The sequence below is a fragment of the Novosphingobium sp. YAF33 genome (assembly GCF_052113265.1).
Lineage (GTDB): Bacteria > Pseudomonadota > Alphaproteobacteria > Sphingomonadales > Sphingomonadaceae > Novosphingobium.
In genome coordinates, this window is sequence record NZ_JBFRCW010000001.1 from 603,197 (window position 1) to 626,188 (window position 22,992).

At 67.2% G+C, this 22,992-nt stretch carries 15 protein-coding genes and 1 tRNA gene; 4 read left to right on the plus strand and 12 right to left on the minus strand.

Annotated elements, in window-relative coordinates; translation table 11 throughout:
• Positions 1-4 precede the first annotated feature (4 nt).
• The 4 genes from AB4Z00_RS02815 to AB4Z00_RS02830 form a co-directional block, all read right to left on the minus strand.
• Positions 5-1,252, minus strand: a complete 1,248-nt coding sequence (locus tag AB4Z00_RS02815; protein ID WP_166675215.1) for a glycosyltransferase family 4 protein — start codon at positions 1,250-1,252, stop codon at positions 5-7.
• Between the two features lie 47 nt (positions 1,253-1,299).
• Positions 1,300-2,715: a hypothetical protein gene (locus AB4Z00_RS02820; RefSeq protein WP_442044890.1), complete on the minus strand. Its 1,416-nt coding sequence runs from the start codon at positions 2,713-2,715 to the stop codon at positions 1,300-1,302.
• Positions 2,712-3,788, minus strand: coding sequence for a glycosyltransferase family 4 protein (locus AB4Z00_RS02825; RefSeq protein ID WP_442044891.1), 1,077 nt, complete (start codon positions 3,786-3,788; stop codon positions 2,712-2,714). The genes AB4Z00_RS02820 and AB4Z00_RS02825 overlap by 4 nt, the downstream gene beginning before the upstream one ends.
• A gap of 351 nt (positions 3,789-4,139) precedes the next feature.
• Positions 4,140-4,772: a polysaccharide biosynthesis/export family protein gene (locus tag AB4Z00_RS02830; RefSeq protein ID WP_132268367.1), complete on the minus strand. Its 633-nt coding sequence runs from the start codon at positions 4,770-4,772 to the stop codon at positions 4,140-4,142.
• Positions 4,773-5,405: 633 nt separating this feature from the next.
• On the opposite strand from AB4Z00_RS02830, the gene galE reads away from it, so the two are divergent.
• A complete protein-coding gene (galE, locus tag AB4Z00_RS02835; RefSeq protein ID WP_132268365.1) occupies positions 5,406-6,410 on the plus strand; it encodes a UDP-glucose 4-epimerase GalE in 1,005 nt (334 codons plus the stop codon).
• 133 nt (positions 6,411-6,543) lie between these two features.
• On the opposite strand, the gene AB4Z00_RS02840 is transcribed toward galE, so the two are convergent.
• The 3 genes from AB4Z00_RS02840 to AB4Z00_RS02850 form a co-directional block, all read right to left on the minus strand.
• The gene (locus AB4Z00_RS02840) at positions 6,544-9,720 is read right to left on the minus strand and encodes an autotransporter domain-containing protein (RefSeq protein WP_442044892.1); all 3,177 of its coding nucleotides are present in this window, start codon (positions 9,718-9,720) and stop codon (positions 6,544-6,546) included.
• 158 nt (positions 9,721-9,878) lie between these two features.
• Complete coding sequence (locus tag AB4Z00_RS02845; RefSeq protein ID WP_314464096.1) at positions 9,879-10,853, minus strand: intradiol ring-cleavage dioxygenase; 975 nt, start codon at positions 10,851-10,853, stop codon at positions 9,879-9,881.
• A gap of 154 nt (positions 10,854-11,007) precedes the next feature.
• Complete coding sequence (locus tag AB4Z00_RS02850) at positions 11,008-11,802, minus strand: response regulator (RefSeq protein WP_134094165.1); 795 nt, start codon at positions 11,800-11,802, stop codon at positions 11,008-11,010.
• A gap of 731 nt (positions 11,803-12,533) precedes the next feature.
• Between AB4Z00_RS02850 and AB4Z00_RS02855 the strand changes: the two genes are divergently transcribed.
• Both AB4Z00_RS02855 and AB4Z00_RS02860 read left to right on the plus strand, forming a co-directional pair.
• Positions 12,534-14,690 (plus strand): ATP-binding protein, encoded by a 2,157-nt coding sequence (locus AB4Z00_RS02855; RefSeq protein ID WP_442044893.1) that lies wholly within the window; start codon positions 12,534-12,536, stop codon positions 14,688-14,690.
• Positions 14,690-15,679, plus strand: a complete 990-nt coding sequence (locus AB4Z00_RS02860; protein ID WP_442044894.1) for an autotransporter domain-containing protein — start codon at positions 14,690-14,692, stop codon at positions 15,677-15,679. The genes AB4Z00_RS02855 and AB4Z00_RS02860 overlap by 1 nt, the downstream gene beginning before the upstream one ends.
• 20 nt (positions 15,680-15,699) lie before the next feature.
• On the opposite strand, the gene AB4Z00_RS02865 is transcribed toward AB4Z00_RS02860, so the two are convergent.
• The 3 genes from AB4Z00_RS02865 to AB4Z00_RS02875 form a co-directional block, all read right to left on the minus strand.
• Positions 15,700-17,946, minus strand: a complete 2,247-nt coding sequence (locus AB4Z00_RS02865) for an FdhF/YdeP family oxidoreductase (RefSeq protein ID WP_134093949.1) — start codon at positions 17,944-17,946, stop codon at positions 15,700-15,702.
• Between the two features lie 170 nt (positions 17,947-18,116).
• Positions 18,117-19,613, minus strand: coding sequence for a lipopolysaccharide biosynthesis protein (locus tag AB4Z00_RS02870; RefSeq protein ID WP_134093948.1), 1,497 nt, complete (start codon positions 19,611-19,613; stop codon positions 18,117-18,119).
• Positions 19,614-20,032: 419 nt separating this feature from the next.
• Positions 20,033-20,119, minus strand: a tRNA-Leu gene (locus AB4Z00_RS02875).
• A gap of 257 nt (positions 20,120-20,376) precedes the next feature.
• Here AB4Z00_RS02875 and AB4Z00_RS02880 point away from each other — a divergent pair.
• A complete protein-coding gene (locus tag AB4Z00_RS02880; protein WP_442044895.1) occupies positions 20,377-21,321 on the plus strand; it encodes a complex I NDUFA9 subunit family protein in 945 nt (314 codons plus the stop codon).
• Between the two features lie 94 nt (positions 21,322-21,415).
• Here AB4Z00_RS02880 and AB4Z00_RS02885 read toward each other — a convergent pair whose 3' ends face one another.
• On the minus strand, positions 21,416-22,033 hold the full coding sequence (locus AB4Z00_RS02885; protein WP_442045066.1) for a hypothetical protein: 618 nt from the start codon (positions 22,031-22,033) through the stop codon (positions 21,416-21,418).
• A gap of 216 nt (positions 22,034-22,249) precedes the next feature.
• Positions 22,250-22,972: an OmpA family protein gene (locus tag AB4Z00_RS02890; RefSeq protein WP_132268351.1), complete on the minus strand. Its 723-nt coding sequence runs from the start codon at positions 22,970-22,972 to the stop codon at positions 22,250-22,252.
• Positions 22,973-22,992: the final 20 nt, after the last annotated feature.

Genomic DNA, 22,992 nt, shown 5'->3' on the forward strand with positions numbered 1-22,992 from the left:
GCGCTCAGGCCGCATCGAACAGCCGGTCCAGATGGCTCTCGTAGCGATCGATCACCGCACCCGATGTGAACACCGCGCCCATGTCGAGCGCGCCGGCACTGTAGCGGGCATAGCTGTCGGCGGAGAGCGTGCGGAAATGCTGGATCTTCTCGGCCAGCTCGCCGGCATCCTCGCCGTCGTAAAGCTCGCCGGTCTCGGCGGGAGTGACGACTTCCGGATTGCCGCCCACGCGCGAGGCGACGACCGGCAGCGCGAAGCCGTAAGCCTCGTAGATCACGCGGGGCAGCGGCTCGTTGTAGACCGAGGGGCAGACCACCACGTCGACCGCGCCATAGAAGTCTTCCGCGGCCTGCCAGCCGAGGAACTGCACGCGCGGATCGCCCGCAGCCTGGGCCTTCAGCCCGGCCACATATTCGGGCTCCCCGTCACCGGCGATCACCAGCGACCACGGCCGGCCGCCCTGCGGCAGGCGGCGCACGGCCTCGATCAGCTTCTCCACGCCCTTGGTGGGAGCGAGCCGGCCGATATAGCCGAAGACCATCGGCGCGCCGTCGGCCAGCCGCTTCGCCTCGGGCACCAGCGGGCGGTCGTTGACGTTCCACTGCACCGCACAGGGCTTGTCTTCCCCGAACGCGCCGTGGCGGCGGTGGGTATCCGCCACGAAGGCGCTGTTGGACAGGAACATGTCGACATTGCGGGTCTGGCGGCGGTTGACCCCCCGCACCACCTTGCAGCCCGAACAGAGCGACGTGCAGTTCTCGCCCGCGCGGTACATGCCCGAGCGGCTGCAGATCAGATAGTAGTCGCGCATGGTGTGGATCAGCCGCGCACCGCTGCGCTTGGCCTCGCGCAGGATCGCGGTGGAGAAGCCGTCGATGATGCTGGTGTTGACCACGTCGGGGCGGATGATGTCCAGCATCTGGCGCACGTCCCGCGCGGCGCGGAAGTTCCAGAGGTCCAGCGCGTGCCACACCGCTTTCATCGCCGGGGAGCGGCGGCGCTTGTCGTAAGGCCAGTAGATGTTGCGGATCGGCAGGACGTGCAGCGTCGGCTTGCCCGGCCCGGTCACTCCGGCCTCCATGCCGGCGCGCAAGGTGGCGGCTTCCTCCCCGCGCGGGGCCAGGCGCAGGATGTGCACGTCGTGCCCCCGCTCGACCAGGCCCTCGGCCAGGGTCTGCACGGACTTGGCGCCGCCGCCGACCTGGTCGGGCCGGTAGGAGCGGATGATGAAGAGAATTCGTCGGGACGTCATGGACGTACTGTCTCCGTTGCGGCCAGTCATGTTCATATCGCTCGCGCTCATGTGCGTTCGGGGCAGTTCAGGGTGGGTTGCGCGCCGGTCTTTTCCGGCACGAGCCGCAAGTAGACGGGCGCATTGCCAAGCTTCTGTTCGCCGCCTTCGAGGGGCTTTCCGGTCATGTCGGCCAGGCCGGAGACCTTCCAGCCGGTCGGCGCGATCTTGCCGGGCTCCAGCAGCGCCACGCCGGTCTTGGCCCAGACCAGCGCCTTCACGCTGCTGCCGCCGGCTTGCGGGTCGGCCGCGAAGATCGCACCTTCCACGCCGGCACGCTGGACCGGGCAGGCATAGCGCAAGGCACCGACCTGCCGGAGCATGGTCTGCAGCGCCAGGAACGCCGGCTTGGGCGAACCGTCGGGCAGGAGCAGGCCGAAATGATGCTGGTCGTTGGCCGGATCGGTGCCGGCGTCCTTCCAGGAATACCAGATGTTGGGCGCAACGCCCGCCGCCAGCGCCGAAACCAGCGTGCGGACCAGGTAGCGCGCCTGGGCCTGATCGTCGACGCGGCCCACGACGGGGCGGCCCCATTCGGAATTGGCGATCCGGGGCGTCTTCACCTGCCCCCCCGCCGCGATGCGGTGCCACAGTCCGTCCCACAATGCGCCATCGCGCGCGGCATCGCCGGTCATCTGATAGGGATGGACGCTGATCCGGTCGAAACAGGTGATGGCCCTGGACCCTGCCAGCGCCGTCAGGAACGGACCGTCCACCCACTTGGAGGCGGCCGGACCGTAGACTTCGGCCCGGCCCGCCGAATGGATGGCCTGGCAGGCCGCCAGTGCCATGCGGCCATAAGCGGCGGCATCGGGCTTGGGCGGCCAGAAGCGCGGGTGATCGGGCTCGTTCCAGACTTCCCAGATCGGGTCGTAGGCCGCGAAGGCCTTGGCGGCGGCGGCGGCCCACTTGCTGTAGGCCGCGATCTGGTCCGGCGCGACCGGCGGCGAGGTGCGCCGCTCGTCGCGGCCACGCCACTGGATCCTGGTGAACGGCGTATGGACCGGGTTGCCGTAGTCCAGGATGAACAGCGGGCGCATGCCGCGCGCATGAACTTCGCGCGCAAACTCCAGGTAGGGGCCGAAGTCGTAGACGCCCGGCTTGCGCTCGGTACGCGCCCAGCTGAAATCGCTGCGCACGAAATGGAGCCCCAGCCCGGAAACGTGGTCGAGATCGGCGGGGGTCAGGTCGTTGCCGGCAATGCCCACCACTTGCGCCACGGGCGCGGAGACGTGCCGGTCGGACCGGACGGTGCCGGGCTGCAGCAACAAAGCCGCTGCCAGCAGCGCCCCCGGGCAGAGCAAGAGCGCGGCGCCGAACAGACCGGTGCGCAGGCGGGCGCGCCGCGCACGGCGGCGTCCCGCACCAAGCGCGCGCCCCAGCCCTTCTCCGGGCCGGTTCGGGCCCTGGCCCCAGCGGATCACCGGCCGAGCACCGTCGAATAGACCTGGTTCACCTGCCGGTGCATGCGCTCCATGCCGAACCGTTCCGCCACCGTGCGCGCGGCGGATTTCTGCAATTCGACGAGCATGGGACCGAGGCTGGAGATCTCCTCCATGGCCGCGCAGAAGGCTTCCGCATCGCCGGCCAGCCAGCCGTTCTCGCGGTGGTCGATCATTTCGACGATGCCGCCGGCCGGGTAGCCGACCACGGGCAGCCCCATCGACATCGCCTCCATCACCGAACGCGGCAGCGGATCGGGCGTCTCGGAAGGCACGAGCACGGCATCGAGGCCGTTGTAGATCGCCGCCAGCCCCTCGAAGCGGCCTTCGAAGCGAACCGAATCGGCGAGGCCCAGGGCTTCGGCCTGGCGCTTCAGGCTTTCGAGGTAGGGACGATCTTCCGCTTCCGCTTCACCGCGCACCAGCAGGGTGATGTCGATCCCGCGGCGGCGGGCGGCGCCCATCCAGTCGATGGCGACGTGGTGCCCCTTGAAGGGATGGATGCGCCCGCAGATGCCCACGACCAGCGGAGCATGGGCGCGCGGCGCCTGCAGCGCGGCGGCGGACGGAGCCTGGACGGCCTGTAGCGGTTGGGCTGCCCCGTCCTGCTTCACGCCGTTGAACACCACCGAGACATTGCCCGGCAGCATCTCGCCCGGCCAGCAGGCGCGGCTGACGAGCACGGTATGGTCGGAACTGCGGGCGAGGCCCTTCCAGATCAGGCGCTCCGAACCGCGCACGGCGATGTCGCGAACGTGGAACACGCAGGCTTCTCCGCCCAGCTTGCGCGCCAGGCCGGCAATGCAGTGGGCCTTCAGTCCGTTGCTATGGACGATGTCGGCACCGTGGCGCTTCGTCACGGCCATGAGCTTGCGCGCGGCGCCGAACCAGTCCCCGAAGGCCGCGCCCACGCTGGAGGGGCGCACCGGGCGGCGGATCGCGGCGACCTGGCCGAAATCGACGACTTCCACGGGGATGCCCCGGCTCGCCGCCTGCTCGGACACCGGCCCTTCGGCAGGCACCACCAGCAGCGGGTCGACATGCGGGTTTGCCATCAGGTCGAACAGCGATCGCTCCGCTCCTCCTTTAAAAAAGGAGACAGGGGACAAGAAGGCCACGCGATAGTTCATAGGATCGGTCCCGCCGCTTTCAGGATTCAACATAGCTTATCTTTTCACTGGGCGTTGTGTTCGCAGTACCGGAGGCACTGAATTCAGGTCGGAGCGACCTTCCAGCCCGACAAGCCGCAGCCGCAGCCGCGGCCCGGCCTGTCTGGCTCGCACCGGCGCAATGGTCGCTGCGAGGATGGCAGGAGAATCGCATTCGAAAGGCTCTGCGAGGGCCGTTGGACCGGCCCTGCGCTCGAAGTCACTGTCCTTGGCCGCCACGGCCCGCTGCCGGAACGGTCAGCGGGCGAAGACTGCGAAGGCATTGAATATTGGCGCGGTTCTCAGGAAGTCCTGCCAAAGCCCCTTAATTTTCGAGAAACCAACCACCACCACATCGCCGTCCATGACGATCGGATCGGGGCTGACGCCGCCGCGAATGTCCTTCAGGTCGAAGCGCGCGGCCATGCGCTGTCCATTGATCGTGCGGAAGATCACCACCTGGTCCAGCTTGGCGGTGACCAGCGGGCTCTGCGCCCGCGCCAGCGCGCCCAGGAGGGTGGTATTGCTGGTCAGTTCATAGACGCCGGGAACCTTCACTTCGCCTTCCACCGATACGAAGCGCGGCGCGGCTTCATCCACCGAGATGGCGACTTGCGGGTTTTTCAGATACTTGCGCCCAAGCACGGCCGTCACGTCGCTCGACACTTCGGGCGCGCTGCGGCCGGCGGCCTTGATCTGCCCGGCCAGGGGAAGCTGGATGAAGCCCGCCTCGTCCACGCGCGCCTTCTCCACGGAGAGATCGGGCTCTCCGAAGACCCTCACCTGAAGGACGTCCTTCGGCGAGATCGCATAGACAGTGGGCGCCGGAACCGTGGCGGGAATCGTCTGATAGGCAGCTTCGCCGACCGGAACATCCGGGTTCGACGTCATGGTGGAGGTACATCCTGTCAGGATGGTACCTGAAAATAGGACAGCGAGCCCAACAAGAAGCGTCTTTGTGCAGCGCACTTACGGTTTTCTCCATAAGGCTTAAGTCAATGCCCCCGATGGGGTGACCGGGTGCCTATTCGGGTAATCAGGAGCGCATTGGGGTGCAAGTGCCTGGACGGCGCTCGAAAACGGCAAAGCCCACTCCTAAAACGGCACGTCGCAAATCTCTTCCGCAAGTGCGAAATCAAACGGGCGGCAGACCTGCGTTCGAACCGATCCGGCAGCGAATCCCGGATAACTATGCAATGGATAGCAATCGGCATGACAGATATCGGAATCGCCCTGAACTGCACTTTATAGGGCGTGTTCAGTTCAGGTACAGTATTCGCCGGGACCTGCAGACTGCTCCGGATTGGTTACCGGAGGTGCAAGGATGGTGCGGCTTTGGACGCAGTTGGCTTTGACGCACCGCAGCGCAGCGCATAATCCTGGGGTCGTCCTTGAACCCGGTTCGCGCGCGCTGCTTTCATGCCCACTTGCGCAGCGCGAATGGGCCGTTCAACAAAGCCGCCGTAGCAACCCGTTCCAATCGATTTCTCCATCCCACTTCCTGCCGTCCATCAGAGCGAGACCATGACCTCCAAGATCCCCGTTCTTGTCACCGGCGGCGCCGGCTATATCGGCAGCCACGCCGTTCTCGCCCTCAAGGACGCCGGTTGGCCGGTGGTCGTGATCGACAACCTCACCACGGGCTTTCGCTTCGCCCTGCCGGAAGGCGTCCCGCTCTACGAAGGCGATATCGAAGATGCCGCACTGCTCGCCCGGATCTTCCGCGAAGAGGGCATCCAGGCGGTGATGCATTTCGCCGGCTCGATCATCGTGCCGGAATCGGTCGAGAACCCGCTGAAGTACTACCACAACAACACCGCCAAGAGCCGCGCCCTGATCGACGCGGCGGTGAAAGCGGGCGTGCCGCACTTCATCTTCAGCTCCACGGCCGCCACTTACGGCATCCCGGAAGTCTCCCCGGTCACCGAGGACAGCCCGAAGCTGCCGATCAACCCTTACGGCATGTCGAAGCTGATGACGGAGACCATGCTGGCCGACGTCTCCCGCGCGCATGACTTCAATTACTGCGCGCTGCGCTATTTCAATGTCGCCGGTGCCGATCCGCAGGCCCGCACCGGACAGTCGACGGCGGGTGCCACCCATCTCATCAAGGTTGCGGTGGAAGCGGCCCTGGGCAAGCGCGAGCATGTCGCCGTGTTCGGCACGGATTTCGACACGCCGGACGGCACCGGCGTGCGCGACTACATCCACGTCTCCGACCTCGCCAATGCGCACGTCCTCGCGCTCGAACAGCTGATCGCGGCGCCGGGAGAATCGCTGACGATGAACTGCGGTTACGGCCAGGGCTTCTCGGTGCTGGAAGTGCTCGACGCGGTCGACCGCGTCACCAACCGCACGATAGACCGCCGCATGCAGGGACGGCGCGCGGGCGATCCCGATTCGCTGATCTCGGACAACCGTCGGATCAAGGCCACCCTGCCCTGGCAGCCGAAATATGCCGACCTGGGCACGATCGTCGAACATGCGCTCGCCTGGGAGCGCCGCCTGACCGAGCTGCGCGGAGCGTAGAGCCGCCGGCAGAACGGCGTCGTCCCGGAGCAAGTCCGGGGCGACGTGCGGCCGAGGATCCACGACCCCCGGCCTTAAGCGCGTCGCTGCACGTTAGAACGCTACGCACCGGCCTTTAGCGGGTCGCTACGCGTTAGAACGCTACGCTCAATGAAGCGCGGGCGGAGAGATCGGTGGCGTCCTGGGTCCGTTCGGCGCGGGCGGACAGCTTCCAGGTGAAGTCGTAGCCACCGGCCAGCATCGAGACTTCACTGACCCAGGCACCCTTCAGGCTTTCGGGCGTGATGGTGAAGGCCTCCCCGGCGTCGTATGTGTCTCCGCCGTTGAAATAGGCCGTGGTGCTGCCGAGCTTGCCCGACACCACTTCGCGGCGACCGCCTTCGAACTGGAACGTCAGCGGGCGCCAGTCGGGCGAAATGGTCCCGAGCGAATAGGACGCCGTCACTGTCGGCGTCACCGTGGTCATCTTGCTGGTGCGGTCTGCCACGGTCAGCGCCACCGCATCGCTGTCGGCCGTTTCGCTGTAGCCGTTTTCCTTTAGCCAGAACTGCTCCAGCTCCAGCTTGGGCTTGAGGTTGAAGCGGCGCGACATCTGGAAGCGATAGGACGCACCGGCCAGGCCTGAGATCAGCCAGCCGTTCCACTTGCTATCGGCGGAATACGTGAAGTCGGTATCGTCGATGGTGCCGGTGAAGGTGCGGGTGGAATCGACCGAGATCTTCGAGGCCCCGATGCGTGCCCAGGCCATGAACGGCCCCTTCCCGGTGCGCCAGAACAGGCCGAAGTCGTGCTGGCCCACGCCGAGATCGCCCGTGCCGCCATTATCCTTCACCGTGCCGTGGAGCCAGGCATAGGAAACGCCGAAGTAGCCCAGGTTCGTCCGGCGCTCGGCACCGGCGGAGAGGCCCCAGCCGCTCGCCTTGTAACCCGCTGTCGAACCGGCATCCTTGGCGGCGCGCCAGAAGACGGGTTCGAACCAGCCGCCGACGTCGGAGATCGTGAAGAGCGAGGTTTCGTCCGAAAGGTGGCGCGAAGCCATGCGGTCGCCGTGAGTCACGGCATCGAAGACACCGCCCGAATGGTCCGGCAGAAGCCCGGCGACCTGGCTCTGGAGCGTGGCCGAATCCTCGACCTGGAGCAAGCTGGAGGTCAGGCTGTCGTCGTTCTGGGCAGTGGCGTAGATCGCATCCCAGGCCGAAGCCTCGCTGCGGGTGAGGCCCAGTTCGTCGGTCGTCTTGCGCGCGATGGTGAGATAGATGCTGTTCGCGTCGGTCGTGACATCGCCGTTGTAGATGAAGGGCAGGTCGGTGTCGGTCGAATTGAGCGTGCCCTGCACGTCGAGGCTGCTGGCGGTGAGCACCGTGTAGGTCCCTTCCGCATCGCCAAGATCGGTGACTGTCGCCGTGATCTTGGCCCCGTCCTCCAGCGTGGCATTGGCCACGGTGTAAAGCGAACTGCTGCCTTCCGAAGTGTCGATATAGACACCAAGCGAGCCGCCCGATTTCACGATCAGGCTGCCGAAGCCGATGGTGTCCGAATCGCTGGCGGTCAGCTTTGCCCCGCTGCCCACGGTGACCGTCAGGTTGTCGGCATTGCTGAAGTTGCCCGAATAGACCGCGCTGTCGGACAAAGTGAGGGTGCCGCTCTCACCGTCGAAGTCCATCGTGCCGACGAAGCTGGAGGTTCCGGCCATGGTGGCCGTGCCGGTGCCGCTGCCGAAATAGACGTCGCCGGTGTAGACCGTGTTGCCGGACAGGTTCAGCGTATCGTCGCCATCGCCGAAAGTGGTGTTGCCGGTGATCGTGCCCGACGAGGCATTGATGGTGTCATCGCCCGATCCCAGCAGGATATTGCCGGTGATCGCGGTGTAGATGGTGGGATCGGTGTCCGTATCGTTGTCGTCCAGGTAGTCGGCGCTGGTCTCGATATCGGCGGCGTTGAGGTACTGGTTGATCGTGACGCCGGTGGTGTTGGCGGAGAGGTCGATCGCGGTGCGGGTGTCGGTGCTCGATCCGCTGGCCGCGATGAAGCCGGTGTTGTCGATCGTGGTCAGGGTGCCCGAGAGATCCCGGATCGCCGTTGTGGAGCCCTCGCCCTGCGAAGTGATGGAGGCCGTGATCGAGCCGCTGTTATAGAGGCTGGTCACTGTGCTTCCGGCATTGATGAGCAGCGCCGTCGCGGCCGAATCGTAAGTCGTGGCGTTCAGCGAGCCGGTCACCCCGATCCCGTCGGTCAGGGTGACATTGCCGCCCTGCCCGCCGATCACCAGGCCATAGGCATCGGTATTGCTGTAATAGGCGTTGGCGCTGACCGAGCCGTCGATGGCGATCGAGTACGTGCCGGAATTGCTCGACACGCCGCCCACGGTGATGTCGCTGGTGCCGCCGACCTGGATCGCCGGGCCGTTGCCGTAGGCGATGACCGCTCCGGTGCCTTCATCGTCATCGTCGACACCGTCGCCGTCCTCGTCGTCGTTCGAACTGTCGTTGTCGACCGGGGGCGCCGCCACGTAGATGCCGCCAGCGACATTGCCGGTGATCTCCACCGCCGCCGCGCCCGAGCGGAGGGCGGCACGCGAAAGCACGATCGTGTCGCTGTCGTCGTCCGTGTAGGAGGCGCGCTGCGAGACGGTGCCCTGGATGGTCACGGTGCCGCTGACGTCGCCGTCCACCACCAGGGCCTGGGCGCCCGCGCCGGTGGCGTAGACAGTGCCTTCCACCGTCACGTCCCCGTCCACGCTCCTGGTGGAGATGCCGACCGAGTTGTCGCCGATCACGTTGATGGTGCCGGTATTGGTCACGCTGCCGACATAGTCCGAATCGACGACGATGCCGCCGGAGTTCAGGCCCTCCACCTTGATCGTGCCTTCGTTGAGGATCGATCCGCTGGTGGTGACGCCGGACAGGACGTGGATGCCATAGCGGTTGCTGGCCGAAGCGATCGAGCCGTCGGCAATGCCGTTCGAATCGGTGTCCGCCGGCACGAAGTCCTCGGTGACGGTGAGGGTGGCATCCTCGCCCACGGTGATCGTCGCGGTAGTGCCGGCATTGACGGTGATGCCGCTGGCGCCGTCGGCATCGTCGATAACCAGAGCGCCTTCGAGATCGACGGCATTGTTGCTGTCCACCGTGATCGCGCTGCCGCTGGGCAGGGTGATGGTGCCGTCCTCGGTCACGGTCACGTCACCCGCGCTGGAGGTGACGAGTGCCTTGGTGGTGGAGGTGGAAACGGTCGTGGCGGCGAGCGAAGGCGCGGCGCAAAGTGCGAGAACGAGCGCGCCGATGCTGGAAGACGTGTGCAGCGAGGTCATGATGTTCGGATCTCTTCGTGAGCGTAAGGCTGCCGGCGCGGCGCAGGAACGATCCTGCGCCGCATCGCCATCGCCCTCAGGCAGGTTGTCGCTCGCCAGGCGGCGAGGAGTCTCGATGAGCCGCCCCTTTCGGGGCGGCGATTACGATGGAGCGCCGGTCAGGTGGCGATGCCGATGAGCGCGGTGCCGGTATATCCGGCCGTGGCGCTGCCACTCAGCGTGGGGGTCATCTGGGCGATCTGTGCCGAACTGTTGTCGCCGAACACATTGTCCGAGGAGATCGAGATCGCGTTGTAGTTGGCGATGCTGGCGGTGTAGCGCGTGTCGCCGGTGAAGACCGCGGTGTTGGTGGCCGCCGGCATGGCCAGCTGCGAGATCAGGCTGGCCGTGCGGCCCGTGCTGGCCGAAGTCAGGCCGCCCGTGAAGATCTCGAAGTGGATATGCGGCCAGCGCCCGGAATAGCAGGCCGGGTAGATCGTCGTGAAAGTCACCTTGCCCTCGGCATCGGTCACCTGCACGCCGCGCAAGTAGCTCTCCGTGGTGACCCCGCTCGAATAGAGCGAGTACTTGCCCGCAGCATCGCAGTGCCAGACGTAGATCGCCGCGCCCTCGATGGCGGCGCAGCCGTTGTTCACGTCCACCAGTTGCAAGGTCAGCTCCAGCTTGACCCCGTCTGCCGTGGTCGTGGAATTGATGAAGCTGGAGCGGATGTCCGAACGCACCACGCCGCTGACGGTCAGCACGTTGGAGGTCGAACCGCTCGCGCTGTTGGTGCCGTCCGCGGGGTAAGGCCCGTTGGTCTCGGTGGGATCGGCGATGCAGCTGCTGGAGGAGGTGCCGCCGGAGCTGGTGGAAGAGGTGCTGGTCGACGATGTGCTGGTCGAACTCGTGCTCGACGTGCTGGTGGAACTCGTCGTGGCGGTCGATCCGCTGCTGGTCGACGTGGAACCGTCGTCACCCCCGCAGGCGGTAACGGCAGTGAAGCCCCCCGCACTGGCCAGGATGGCCAGCGCGCGGCGCCGACCCATGATATTCTCACCGATCGTCTTCAGGTCGTGAAGCAGGCCGCCGTGATGCCCCTGGTCGCAGTCCAGGTCCCCGCCCGAATGGTGGTCTTGATGGTAGTCTTCCATTGCAATCTCCCCGCGTGTCGCAAGTCGCGCGACGGGGCCGGGAGACCGGCGTCGCGGATCAGGTCACGACGAGGATTGAAAGCCGGCGTTTGCGATCGGATTTCAGGTGCATTTCACCTCCATGGCGAAACGCCCTGCCGCAGCGGCCGGGCTGTCATGCAGGTGAAATGTCTCCGGACACGGAGGGCACGAAAAGATAGCCCTCGTTGCGCACGGTGCGGATGATGTCGCCGCCGCCCTCGCCTTCCGCCAGCTTGCGGCGCAGGCGCGAAAGCTGAACGTCGATGGCGCGGTCGTAGTGATCGCTATCCTCCCCGCGCGACCAGTCGAGAAGCTGGTCGCGGGTGAGCACGCGGCGCGGATGCTCGGCAAAGGCGCGGAGCAACCGGAATTCGCCATCCGAAAGCGAGATCAGGCGATTGGCCGGGTCGAACAGCAGGCGCAGGCCCACGTCCATGCGCCAGCCGGAGAAATAGAGACATTCGCCCGAATGGATGTCGTTGACCGGTCGCGGTTCCGGGGCGCCGGAACGGGCAGTCGCGGCCGAGACGACGCGGTCCACCGCGGCACTGCCGCCAGCGCCGGCGCGCCGGCGCAGCACGGTGCGGATGCGGGCCAGCAGCTCGCGGGGATTGCAGGGCTTCGCCAGGTAGTCGTCGGCACCCATTTCCAGCCCGACGATGCGGTCGACATCGCTGCCCACGGCGGAAAGCATGATGACCGGCGGCGCATCGGGGCCAAGCCCGCGCAGCGCCGTCAGCCCGTCCTCGCGCGGCATCATCACGTCCAGCACGATGAGATCGAAGTGCTCCCGCGCCAGATGCTCGCGCATGGCGCTGGGGTCGGCGGCCGTCTCGGTGGCGTAACCGTGTTTTCCCAGGAACTCGCTGATGAGCGAGCGGATGCCGTCATCGTCGTCGACGATGAGGATGCGGGTTTCGAGGTCCATCGGGGCACGTTCTAGGATCATTGTGCGCCGATAGGAACCCCGTGTTCCACGCGGATTTCAGCGGCGATACAGCTTGCGACAGCCCGGTAACGCCATTGCAATCTGCGTGAAATCCGCAGGCAAACTCGAACCGCAAAATCCAGCGACATGAACATTCGAGTTCGTCAGGTTCCGTCCTGGATGGACTGCAGCGCGTCTTCGGCGACATCCCCCGTTGCCTTCGCGGCGATGCTGCATTCCTCCGGAACGGCCGGAACCGCCGTCCGGTTAGCCACCGCCAAGGCGCCGGACGGCGCCGGGTCCGTCGCAGCGACAGGTCACGTAGTCGCACCCGCCCTGTCCTGCGACGGCCCCGGAATTATATCGCTCCGAGGATGGCCGGAAACCCTACCCGATAGTGACACAAATCGGTGGTACCCGGCGCTTCGTGCCAGCGGCTCCAGGCGGGCTGGCCAACAGAGAGATTGCCCTCCGGCACGATCGCCGGACAGGCCACGAGGTGACCGTCCCCGCCAGGCAGCGTCCCGCTGCATGATGGGGGCGCGGAGCGGGTTCGGAAGAGCGGTGTCCCTCTCTTCCGAGCCCGCGCCGCAATATCCGCCGGCAAGCCCCACATCCTCCGGCCCATCCTTCGCCCCGGCCTTGGCGACAATCCGCAGGTTCGGCGCTGACGCCGCCGCTCGCAATACCACGGCTCGAAATAGCGGGCGATTCGTGGCAATGGCGCAGCCATGACCCCGCCCCGCCTGACCAACCGACTCGGACTGCCCCTGGCGATGCAGATGATCGTCATCCTCGTCTGCGCGCTGATCGGTGCGCAGCTGGTGACGCTCGGCCTCACTGTGATCCTGCCTCCCAGCCCGACGGCCCGGTGGAACATCGACGAAGTCGCCAGCGCGCTGACCACCGGCGATCTGTCCGATCGGCTGGAGCGCAAGCCCATGGTCGGCCCGCCCGACGTGAGCGGACAGGGCTGGCTGGTGTCGGAATCCTCGCGCGATGCCCTGGCCCAGCGACTCGGGCGGCACCGCAAGGACGTGGTCCTGGCCTTCTACACCCAGCTTCCTGTCGGCGGCGTCGCGGTGCCGAGCAATGCCCGGTCCCCGCTGGCGATGGTGGAAAGCAAGGGCGCGGCGATCAGCCCCGGCGCCAGGGTTTCCGGGCTGCTGGTGGGATCGGCCGATGCCCAGTCGATCCCCGGTGGCCCCCCGCCGGGCGGCGCTCCCGGTCCCAGCGGCATGCCCGGCGGGCACTTCCCCGGCGGCATGCCTCCGGGCGGATCGATGCCCCACGTTCCGTCCATGCCCCGCCCCGCGATGCCGGGCGGCGGCGCGAGGCCGGGCGGCCACGTTCCGGGCGGCGCCATGCCCGGTGGCAAGGTTCCCAGCGCCGCGCCGGGCGGCCAGCGCCCGGGCGGAGGCCAGCCCGGTGCACCATCCGGCGGCCAGACCCCCGGCAATGCCGCGCCCGGCGCCGGCACGGGCGGCCAGACCGCGGCGCCCGGAAATCCCTCGGGGGGCGTAGCGAACCAGGACGGTCATCCCGGCCAGTTCGTCTCCCCCGGCGCGCGGCCGGGCGGCATGACCGGACCCATGGCCGGCCCCATGGGCAATGGCGCGATCGGCGGGGGGCTTCCGGCCCCGGTCATGCCGAGCATGAACGACATCCCGCGGGCCACCCTGCCTATCGCCACACCCGATCCGATCGCCAGTCCCACGCTGGCCAGCCGCCCGGTCGCGGTCTCGATCCCGCTGCCGCCGGTCACGCTGGCTTCGCCCACGGCCAGCGCCTCCGCCGTGCCCAYGCCGCTGGCAACGTCCGCCGCCGAGACTGCCACGCCCCTGCCCGCAGTGCCGGGGGCGCCGCAGCCGATCCCGTTCCGCCACGCGGAAGGCAGCTTCTTCGCCCTCACTTCGCCCCCATTCATCGAGGGTGACTTCGTAGCTGCCACCCGTCAGCCGGACGGCCAGTGGCTGGCCGTCGCCCCCCGCGCCGAGCCCTTCCCGAATGCCTGGCAGAAGCGCGTGATGCTGTGGTTCGCGCTGTCCCTGGCGATCATCAGCCCGCTGGCCTGGCTGTTCGCGCGCCGCATCGTCGTGCCGCTCAAGGACTTCGCGCAGGCCGCCGAGCAACTCGGCCGCGATCCTTCGGCCACGATCCTGCCGCTCTCCGGCCCGGCCGAGATCGGCCGCGCGGCCAATGCCTTCAACCAGATGCGCTATCGGCTGCGCGCCTTCGTGGACGACCGCACGGCGATGGTCGGCGCCATCAGCCACGACTTGCGCACCCCGCTCACCCGCCTGCGCTTCCGCATCGAGGACGTGCCGGACGACCAGCGCGAGGGGCTGCTCAAGGAAGTGACCGAGATGGAAGCGATGATCAGCCAGGTCATCGCCTTCATTCGCGATGCCTCCACCCCCGGCCCGCGCAAGCGCGTCGATTTTGCCGATCTCATCGCCGGCAGCGTCGCCGATGCGCAATTGGTGGGCGGCAAGGTGACGATCGAGCACAATCTCCATATTCCCGTCGAAGTCGACCCGGTGGGCATTCGCCGCTTGCTCGGCAACCTGCTGGAAAACGCCATCAAGTACGGAGACAGCGCCAAGGTCCGCGTCAGCCTCCTCGACGGCGAGGCCGTGGCGGAGATCGTCGATGCCGGGCCGGGTATCCCCGAGGACGAGTTCGACCGCGCCTTCGAGCCGTTCTACCGCTCGGAAACCGCCCGCAAGTCGGGCCAGAACGGCACCGGCCTGGGCCTGGCGGTGTGCCGCTCGATCGCCCGCGCCCATGGCGGCGATGTCCATTTCGTGCACGGCGGCGACGGCTTCGCCGCCCGCGTGACCGTGCCGGCCGCGGCCTTCGATCCGACCCTGCGAAAGGCCGCCTGATGCTGCATTCCTTGCCGGCCTGCCTGCTGCTGGCAGGCGCGGCCGCCCTGTCGTCACCGGCACTGGCGCAAGATACGGCGCCGCTACCCGAAGCGAGCGCCACGCCGGAAGGCGCAACCCTTTCGACCGAGGCTGCTCCGGCCGCTACCAGCTCGAGTGCCGAAGATCCGGCAAATGCCGATCAGACCCCGCTCCGCCCCGCGCCCTGGACGGTCACCGCCTCTGCCGGGGTCAGCAACCGCGACGATGGCCCGGACGGGTCCTGGCAATCGCTTTCGCTGACCCGGCAGGTCGGCCGGGGCTATGTGCGGGGCGGGCTGATGCGCTATCACGGCACGCTGATCCAGGCCTATACGGCGCTGCCCTCTGACTATTACGTTGCCACTCTCGGCGCCGGCGGCAACTTCGACAACTGGGTGGTCGATGGCTGGGCCAGCTACGGCCGGCAGGACTACGGCCGGATCACCACCGAGCGCGGCAGCCGCGAGAGCACCGGCGCGAAAAGCAGCGGCTACTACGCGCTGGGCGGCGATTTCGGGCGCATCTTCCCCCTCTCGCCGCGCTGGTTCGTGACCCCCACGGTCGTCGGCTCCTATGCCGAAGGCCGCCTGCTGCGCCCCGCGCCGGAATTCGCCGATCTCGTCGATCTCGAAACCCGCGAACCGACCTGGACGCTCGGCAGCACCGTGCGCATCGACCATGCCTTCGGCAAGAACGCGGACCATTACATCGGCGCTTCCGTCTCGCGGAACTGGACCAGCAATGCCGTGTCCGAAGTGACGCGCGGCCAGTTCGAAGGGCTTGAGAACGTCCCCCGCTCCGGCCTGCTCGATTCGCAGCACACCGCGGACGGGTGGTGGGAGGTGGGCGTCAGCGCCAACATGAAGCTGACCGACCGCCTCCACCTGGACCTCTATGCCTCGCGCAGCTTCGACGCGCTGGCGGGGAACACCACCGCCGGCGGCATCTCGCTGCGCCAGTCCTTCTGATCCGCCCCGGTTAGCGGCTTTCAGGCGGCGCGGACGATCTCCACCGGGATCGACTTGTAGGCCGGCGTGCCGCTTACCGGATCGTAGTCGTCCAGCGGCACCAGGCAATTCGCCTCGGGGTAATAGGCCGCCAGCGAGCCGCGCGCGATGGCGTGCTTGACCACCGTGAAGCCCTTGAGCGCGCGTCCGGCCGGCGTGGTGACATCGACGATGTCGCCATGGGCCAGCCCCAGCATGTCCAGATCGACTTCGTTGGCGAAGATCACGTCACGGCGCCCCGTCACGCCGCGATAGCGATCGTCGAGGCTGTAGATCGTGGTGTTGTACTGGTCGTGGCTGCGGATGGTGGTGAGCAGCATCGACCTTGCGCCGTCTTCGCGCGCGGAGGGGTGGGCGATGAACTGCGCCTTGCCGCTGGGCGTCTTCCAGATCCGGTCGCTGGGCGGGATCGTCAGGCGGAAACCGCCCGGCTCGCGAACGCGCCGGTTGAAGGCGTGGAAATCGGGATAGACCTGCTCGATCCCTTCGCGAATGCGGTCGTAGTCGGCGACCAGACCGTCCCAGTCCACCCGCGTGTGCGGCATGGCGGCCTTGGCCAGGCCCGCGACGATCGCCGGCTCGGAGCGGACATGCGGCCCCGGCGCCTTCAGCTTCCCGCGTGAGGCATGGACCATGGACATGCTGTCCTCGACCGTGACGAACTGCGCGCCGGCTTCCTGCTCGTCCAGCTCGGTACGGCCGAGGCAGGGGAGCACCAGCGTCTCGCCCGCCGTGAGCAGGCAGGTGCGGTTGAACTTGGTGAGCACGTTGACCGAAAGATCCAGCCCCCGCACGGCGGCGAAGCAGGCTTCGGGGTCCGGCATGGCCACCGCCAGGTTGCCGCCCAGCCCGATCAGCGCCCGGGAGCGGCCCTCGCGCATGGCCTCCAGCGCTTCCACGGCATTGTGCCCATGCGCGCGGGGAGAGGCGATGCCGTAAGCGGCGTCGAGCCGTTCCAGCATGTCCTCGGTCGGGATCTCGGTGATGCCGACTGTGCGGTCGCCCTGCACGTTGCTGTGGCCCCGCAGCGGGCAGATCCCCGCGCCTTCCTTGCCGAAGTTGCCGCGCAGCAGCAGCAGGTTGGCGATGGACTGCACGTTCTGGGTGCCGTGGCGGTGCTGAGTGATGCCCATGCCGTAGCAGACGATCACCCGCTCGGCATCGATATAGACTTTGGCCATCGTTTCGATGGCATCGCGGGTCAGGCCGGACTCGGTCTCGATCCAGTCCCACGAGGTCGCGTCGAGGTCGGCCTTGAGCGCCTCGATACCTTCGGTGTGCTCGGCGATGAAGGCGTGATCGAGCGCATCGGCCGCGATCACCAGCTTCATCATGCCCTTGAGCATCGCCATGTCGCCGCCGATCCGCACCTGATGATAGGCCGAGGCCAGCGGCGTGGCGTGAGTGGAGAGCATCTCGGTGGGATGCTGGGGCGACTTGAAGCGCTCCAGGCCGCGTTCGCGCATGGGGTTGGCGACCACGATCGGCACGCCCCGCTTGGAAGCGGCGGCCAGGGTCGAGAGCATGCGCGGGTGGTTGGTGCCGGGATTGTGACCGATGCAGAAGATCGCATCGGCATGGTCGAAGTCTTCCAGCGTCACCGTGCCCTTGCCGATGCCGATCGACTTGGGCAGCCCCACGCTCGTCGCTTCATGGCACATGTTGGAGCAGTCGGGGAAATTGTTGGTCCCGAACTCGCGCGCGAAAAGCTGGTAGAGGAACGCCGCCTCGTTCGAGGCGCGGCCCGAGCAATAGAACTCGCAGGCATGAGGATCGTCCAGTTCGCGCAGCACCGCGCCGGCACGCGCGAAGGCCTCGTCCCAGCTGATCGGCACGAAATGATCGGTGTCGGGGTCATAGCGCAGCGGTTCGGTAAGGCGCCCGGCGTCCTCCAGCCGGTGGTCGCTCCAGGTCCACAGCTCGCTGACGCTGTGCTGCGCGAAGAAATCGGGATCGACGCGCTTGACGGTCGCTTCCCAGGTCACCGCCTTGGCGCCGTTCTCGCAGAATTCGAAGGAGGAGGTATGCTTCGGGTCGGGCCAGGCGCAGCCGGGGCAATCGAAACCGTCCGGCTGGTTCATCTGCAGCAGCGCGCGCGTGTCCGGGCTCGCCTTCATCTGCTCGCGCACCGTCCGCGCCACCGCACCCAGCGCACCCCAGCCGCCGGCGGGGCCCTTGTAGTCGCTGATGCCTTCGAGATTGTCGTCCGCGGTGTGCGTTTCGGCCATGACCCAGGTTCCTTTCAAGACCTTGGCATAGACGACGATGTCGCGGAGGAACAGGGTGCCGGCGGCGGGGATCGCTCGCTTCGCCGCGGGTTTGCCCTGGCGGACAGGTTTGTCCTGGCTGGGCTGGCGGGGCTGGGCTGGCGGGGCGGGGCGGGCGGGGCGGGGCTGGCCTAGCCGAGCTGGCCCTTGCCGCGCCGAAAGCGATCCGGCAGGAGGTTCCCGGCCAGACGCAGCATTTCCGCCATCGCCTGCCGCCCGCCCGGCGTGCAGGCCTGCGCCGCCACCGCGCCGAAGTAGCTGGCGACTACCGCCAGGGCCAGCAGCAGCACCGTTGGCAGTCCCCGCGCGACCAGAGTTTCGCGCGCCATCGCCACGATCCCCCAGGCGAATAGCCCGCCCGCCAGCGAGGGAAGCTGGACGAGGTACATGAACCGCTGGGACACCGGCGTGCGCCTCGTCGCATAGTGATATTGCAGCGGCAGGGTCGCCAGCTGGCCGGTGAAATAGGCGCAGGCCACCCCCACCGCGCCCCACCGGACGCCGATGAAGAAGCTGATGATACTGATCGTGCTGGAAAACATGCCCCAGTACATCATGTTCCGGGTGTTGCCGGTGCTGATATAGAGCCAGCCCGTGGTGCTGGGCACGCATTGCACGATCGCGGTGAGGCTGAGCCAGAAGAAGATCGGGCTCGCCGCCGCCCAGCGCTCGCCCAGCAGGAAGGGCACGAGCTGCTCGCTGCACATCGCCGCCGCCAGGATCCCCGGCATGGACACGAGCGCCAGCGCCCTCAGAACCAGTTCGTAGACTCGCCGATAGCGCGCCGGATCGTCGCGCACCCGGCCCAGCACGGGCAGCATGACGCGGCTCAGCGGCTGGTTGAAGTTCTGCAGCGGGAACAGCATCAGCTTGTAGCTGCGGTCGTAGAGGCCCACTGCCTCGGCGCCCTCGGCCTTGGCGACGATCACGTTGTCGAGATTGCGGGCGAAGAAGTTGATGAGGTTGAAGCCGGTCAGGTTCGCGCCGAAGACCACCAGCTTGCGTACGCCCCGGAACGAGACGCCGAGACGCGGCCGCCAGGGGTAGGCGCGCCACATCATCACCGTGCTCACCACCGCGTTCAGGAAGATGCCCAGCCAGATCGCCCAGTAGTTCTTCAGGATCAGTGCCGCGAGCGCGGTGAGCACGAAAGTCGCGACGGCGACGACGATGTCGTTGATGCTGAGGGCATGGAAACGCATCTCGCGGTTGAGCAGGGCCTGGTGCTGGAGCTTGAGACCGGTGACGAGAATGGTCAGCCCGGTCGCGGCAGTGACATAACCGGCGCGCACGTCGCCGTAGAAACTGCTCACCAGCGGGGCCAGGGCGGCCATGACTAGGGCGGCGAAGATGGAAATGAGGACGCTCAGCCAGAACAGCGCATTCGAATGCTCCTGATCCAGCTCGCGCGCCTGCACCACGGCCTGGGTGAAGCCCAGGTTCTGGAACGTCATGATCAGCCCCATCAGCGGCGCGACCATGGCCGATACGCCGTAGTCGGACGGAGACAGGGTGCGGGCGACGACGATCGTGGTCGCCGTGGTGGTGAAGACCTTCACGATCTGCGCCATCCCCGTCGCGGCCATGCCCCGCGTCGCCTTGCGCCCGATCTCGTCGGTTTTCACCATGGCCTAGGCCGCGGAGACGGTGAGGACGCCGATGGTGACGGCGATGATAACGGCAGGGATCGACTGCTGTGCCGGCGCCTTCAAGCCTGCGACCTTTCGAAGCTGCAGTGGTTGCGGCAGCACTGCCGCCGTTCGCAGACTAATCCCGCCGCCGGGCCGGCACCATCACCCGAAAGGTCCGGATCCAGGCTATGGCTTCGATTGGTGGAAACGATCTTGGTTCCCGCAGCCCTTCCAAAGAACCGGGAATCACCCGCATGGGTTACGCCGAAAGCGGTAATAGTGCCGTTACGCCAGCCAACCCGTCCGGAACCCGATGCTTGCAGGCGGCCGATCGCGGACCATGGAATGTGGGGGAGGCAGATACGACTAGGGGCCGTCTTTCGACGGCCCCTGACGCTTCTCAATTGCTTGAGAAATGGTGCCCAGAAGAGGACTCGAACCTCCACGCCCTTGCGAGCGCCAGCACCTGAAGCTGGTGCGTCTACCAATTCCGCCATCTGGGCACGGAAGCGAGGGGGCTGATCTGCCGTCCTCGCCGGGTAGGAGGGCGCCTCTAAGCGGCGGCCGGATTGTTGTCAACGCTCGTTCTCGAACTTTTTTCAAATCGCGTGAAAAAAGGCGAAATCTCCTTCCGGAGCCTCCGCCCGGTTGCTCGGGAACCGGCCTTGTGCCAAGGGCGCTTATCGTGCGCGAAACCGGCGCAGGCGGCTTACTCTTCCTTCAGCCGCGCCTGCGCCACGCTGAAGGACCCGTTCTTATCATGAGCCAAGCTACCGACCCTCTTTACGGCAAGATCGTCACGCTGCTGGGCGGCAGCGGCTTCGTCGGCAAGCATGTCGCCCAGGAACTGCTCGCACGCGGTGCGCGCCTGCGTATCGCCAGCCGCAGCCCCAAGAAGTCCTACGCCCTCAAGCTGCTTGGCAACCTTGGCCAGGTGCAGTTCGCGGGTGTCGACGTGACCAAGCCCGAATCGCTGGCCGCCGTCCTGGCCGGATCGGACGCGGTGGTGAACCTGGTGGGCGCCTTCACCGGCAATCTCGACGCCGTCCAGGGTGAAGGCGCAGGCCGCATCGCCGCCGCCGCCAAGGCCGCCGGCGCCGCTGCCTTCGTTCACATCTCGGCCATTGGCGCCGACGCTTCTTCGAGCGTCGCTTATGCCCGCACCAAGGCCGAAGGCGAAAAGGCCGTGCTCGCCGCCTTCCCCGCCGCAACGATCCTGCGTCCCTCGGTCATGTTCGGCCCGGACGACAATTTCGTGATGATGTTCGGCAACCTCGTCTCGCGCCTGCCGGTCCTGCCGATCTTCGCACCGCAGGCCCAGCTCCAGCCGGTCTTCGTGGACGACGTGGCCCTGGCCGTCGCGGAAACGCTGGGTGCGCCCCAAGTGCACGGTGGCAAGACCTTCGAGATCGCCGGCCCCGAAGTGATCTCGATGATCGACCTCAACAAGCGCATCGCCCAGGCCGCCTGCCGCAACCGCAGCTTCGCGGAGCTGCCCGACGGCGTTTCCGGCCTGATCGCCGCCCTGCCGGGCACCCCGATCAGCGGCGACCAGCTCAAGCTGCTCAAGGCCGGCAATGTCGCAAGCGGCACCCTCCCCGGCTTCGCCCAGCTCGGCATCACGCCGCGCCCGCTGGAGCTGTTCCTCGACCGCTGGATGATGCCGTTCCGCAACCACGGCCGCTTCGGCGTCAAGGCCGCCTGATCGGCCAAAGGCCGAACGGCACACGCCGGCCGGACAGAAAAAAGGGGGCGGGAAGTCAGACTTCCCGCCCCCTTTTTCGTGGCGTTCTACAAGCTCAGAGCTTGCCGAACTTCTCCTCGTAAGCGCCGGTATCGCCGGCCGAGAGCATGCGGGCCTGTTCCACCCAGCTGTCGCGGCGGGGGCGGCCGGCAAAAGCGCCCAGCTTGCCGTCCAGCTCGTCCAGGTCGGCATCGGTCCAGGCGGCGATCTGCGCGAAGCGGGTGATGCCCAGGGCATGGAGGAGCGTGAGCATCTTGGGTCCGAGACCCTTGATCTTGCGCAAGTCATCGCCTTCGGCAGGAGCGCCCTGGGCGGCAACAGGAGCGGGAGCTGCGGGAGCAGGGGCCGCCTCCGGCTCGGCAGCGATCGTCTGCGGCGGCGTTTTCGCCGCATCGACTTCCTCTTGCGCGGCCACGGCGATCACTTCGCCGATGCCGGCCATCGTCCCGGCCATGGCGGGCGGATCGATGTGGACAGGCGCGGTGAACTGCGCGGCGGGCGGCGCATCGTCTATCAGGGCCTGGTTACGCTGGGCGGGCGCAGCGCCTTCGTCCAGCACGTCGGGCCGATGCTGGCGCGGCGCGGGCTTGGAGGCACGCGCAAACAGCCAGTAGGCAATCGCGATGCCGACCAGCAACGCGACGACGAATATCAGCCAATTGGCCGAAATCATTTCCACCACAACTTATCCCTTCCGGTTCCACACCAGCCAGCCGATGCCGAAACCTGCCATGTAGGTCAGCAGCACCGAAACGGCCATTTCAAGCCATAGCGGCATCGGCGGCTCCTTTCATCGTAATTTGCACCCTGGCAGCGGCCCGGCCTGCGCCGATGGCGATGCCATTCATTCCGGACCTCATCATTCCGGGCGTCCTCATTCCGGTCGTCCTCATTCCGGTCCTGGCGTGTCGATCGGCGTCGGCTTGACCGGCGCGGAAGCGATGACCGAGAATTCGATGCGGCGATTGGCGGGGTCGAGCGGATCCAGCCCCTCGATCGGGGTCTTCGATCCCACGCCCGAGGCGCGCAAGCCGTCGGCGGGAATGCCCCGGCCGACCAGCCCCCAGCGCACCGATTCCGCCCGCGCCAGCGAGAGCGCCCGGTTCGCCGCGGGATTGCCGGAAGCATCGGTATGGCCGGTCACGGCGATGATGCTGCCGACGCAGGGGCGCAGGGCTTTCGCCACTTCGTCCAGCAGACGCTCACTGACCGGGTCGATCCGCGCGCTGGCCTCGGTGAAGCGGATGGAGCGACTGGCCAGGATCGCCTCGACATCGTCCTGGCAGCGCAGCTTGGTGGCATCACCGTCGCCCTCGCTCGACCAGGATATGCCGCCGATCCCGGGCACGCCGGCCACGGCGGCGGCCACGCGCTTGCGGGTTTCGGAATTGAGGCTTTCGCCGCCCGACAGCACCGGGTGCCGGGTCAGCCAGCCATAGCGGTCGCGAAAGGCGAGATCGACGCCGGGACCACCGGCCTGGTCACGCACGGCTTCCGCCTCGCGTTCGAGCTGGCCGATGAAGACCGGCCCCCGCACCCGGGTAGCGACAAAGGACAGCGCCAGGCAAAAGACGGCACCGGCGGCAACGATGGAGGCGCGACGGGGATTCATGGCCTTAGCCTAGAGCAATT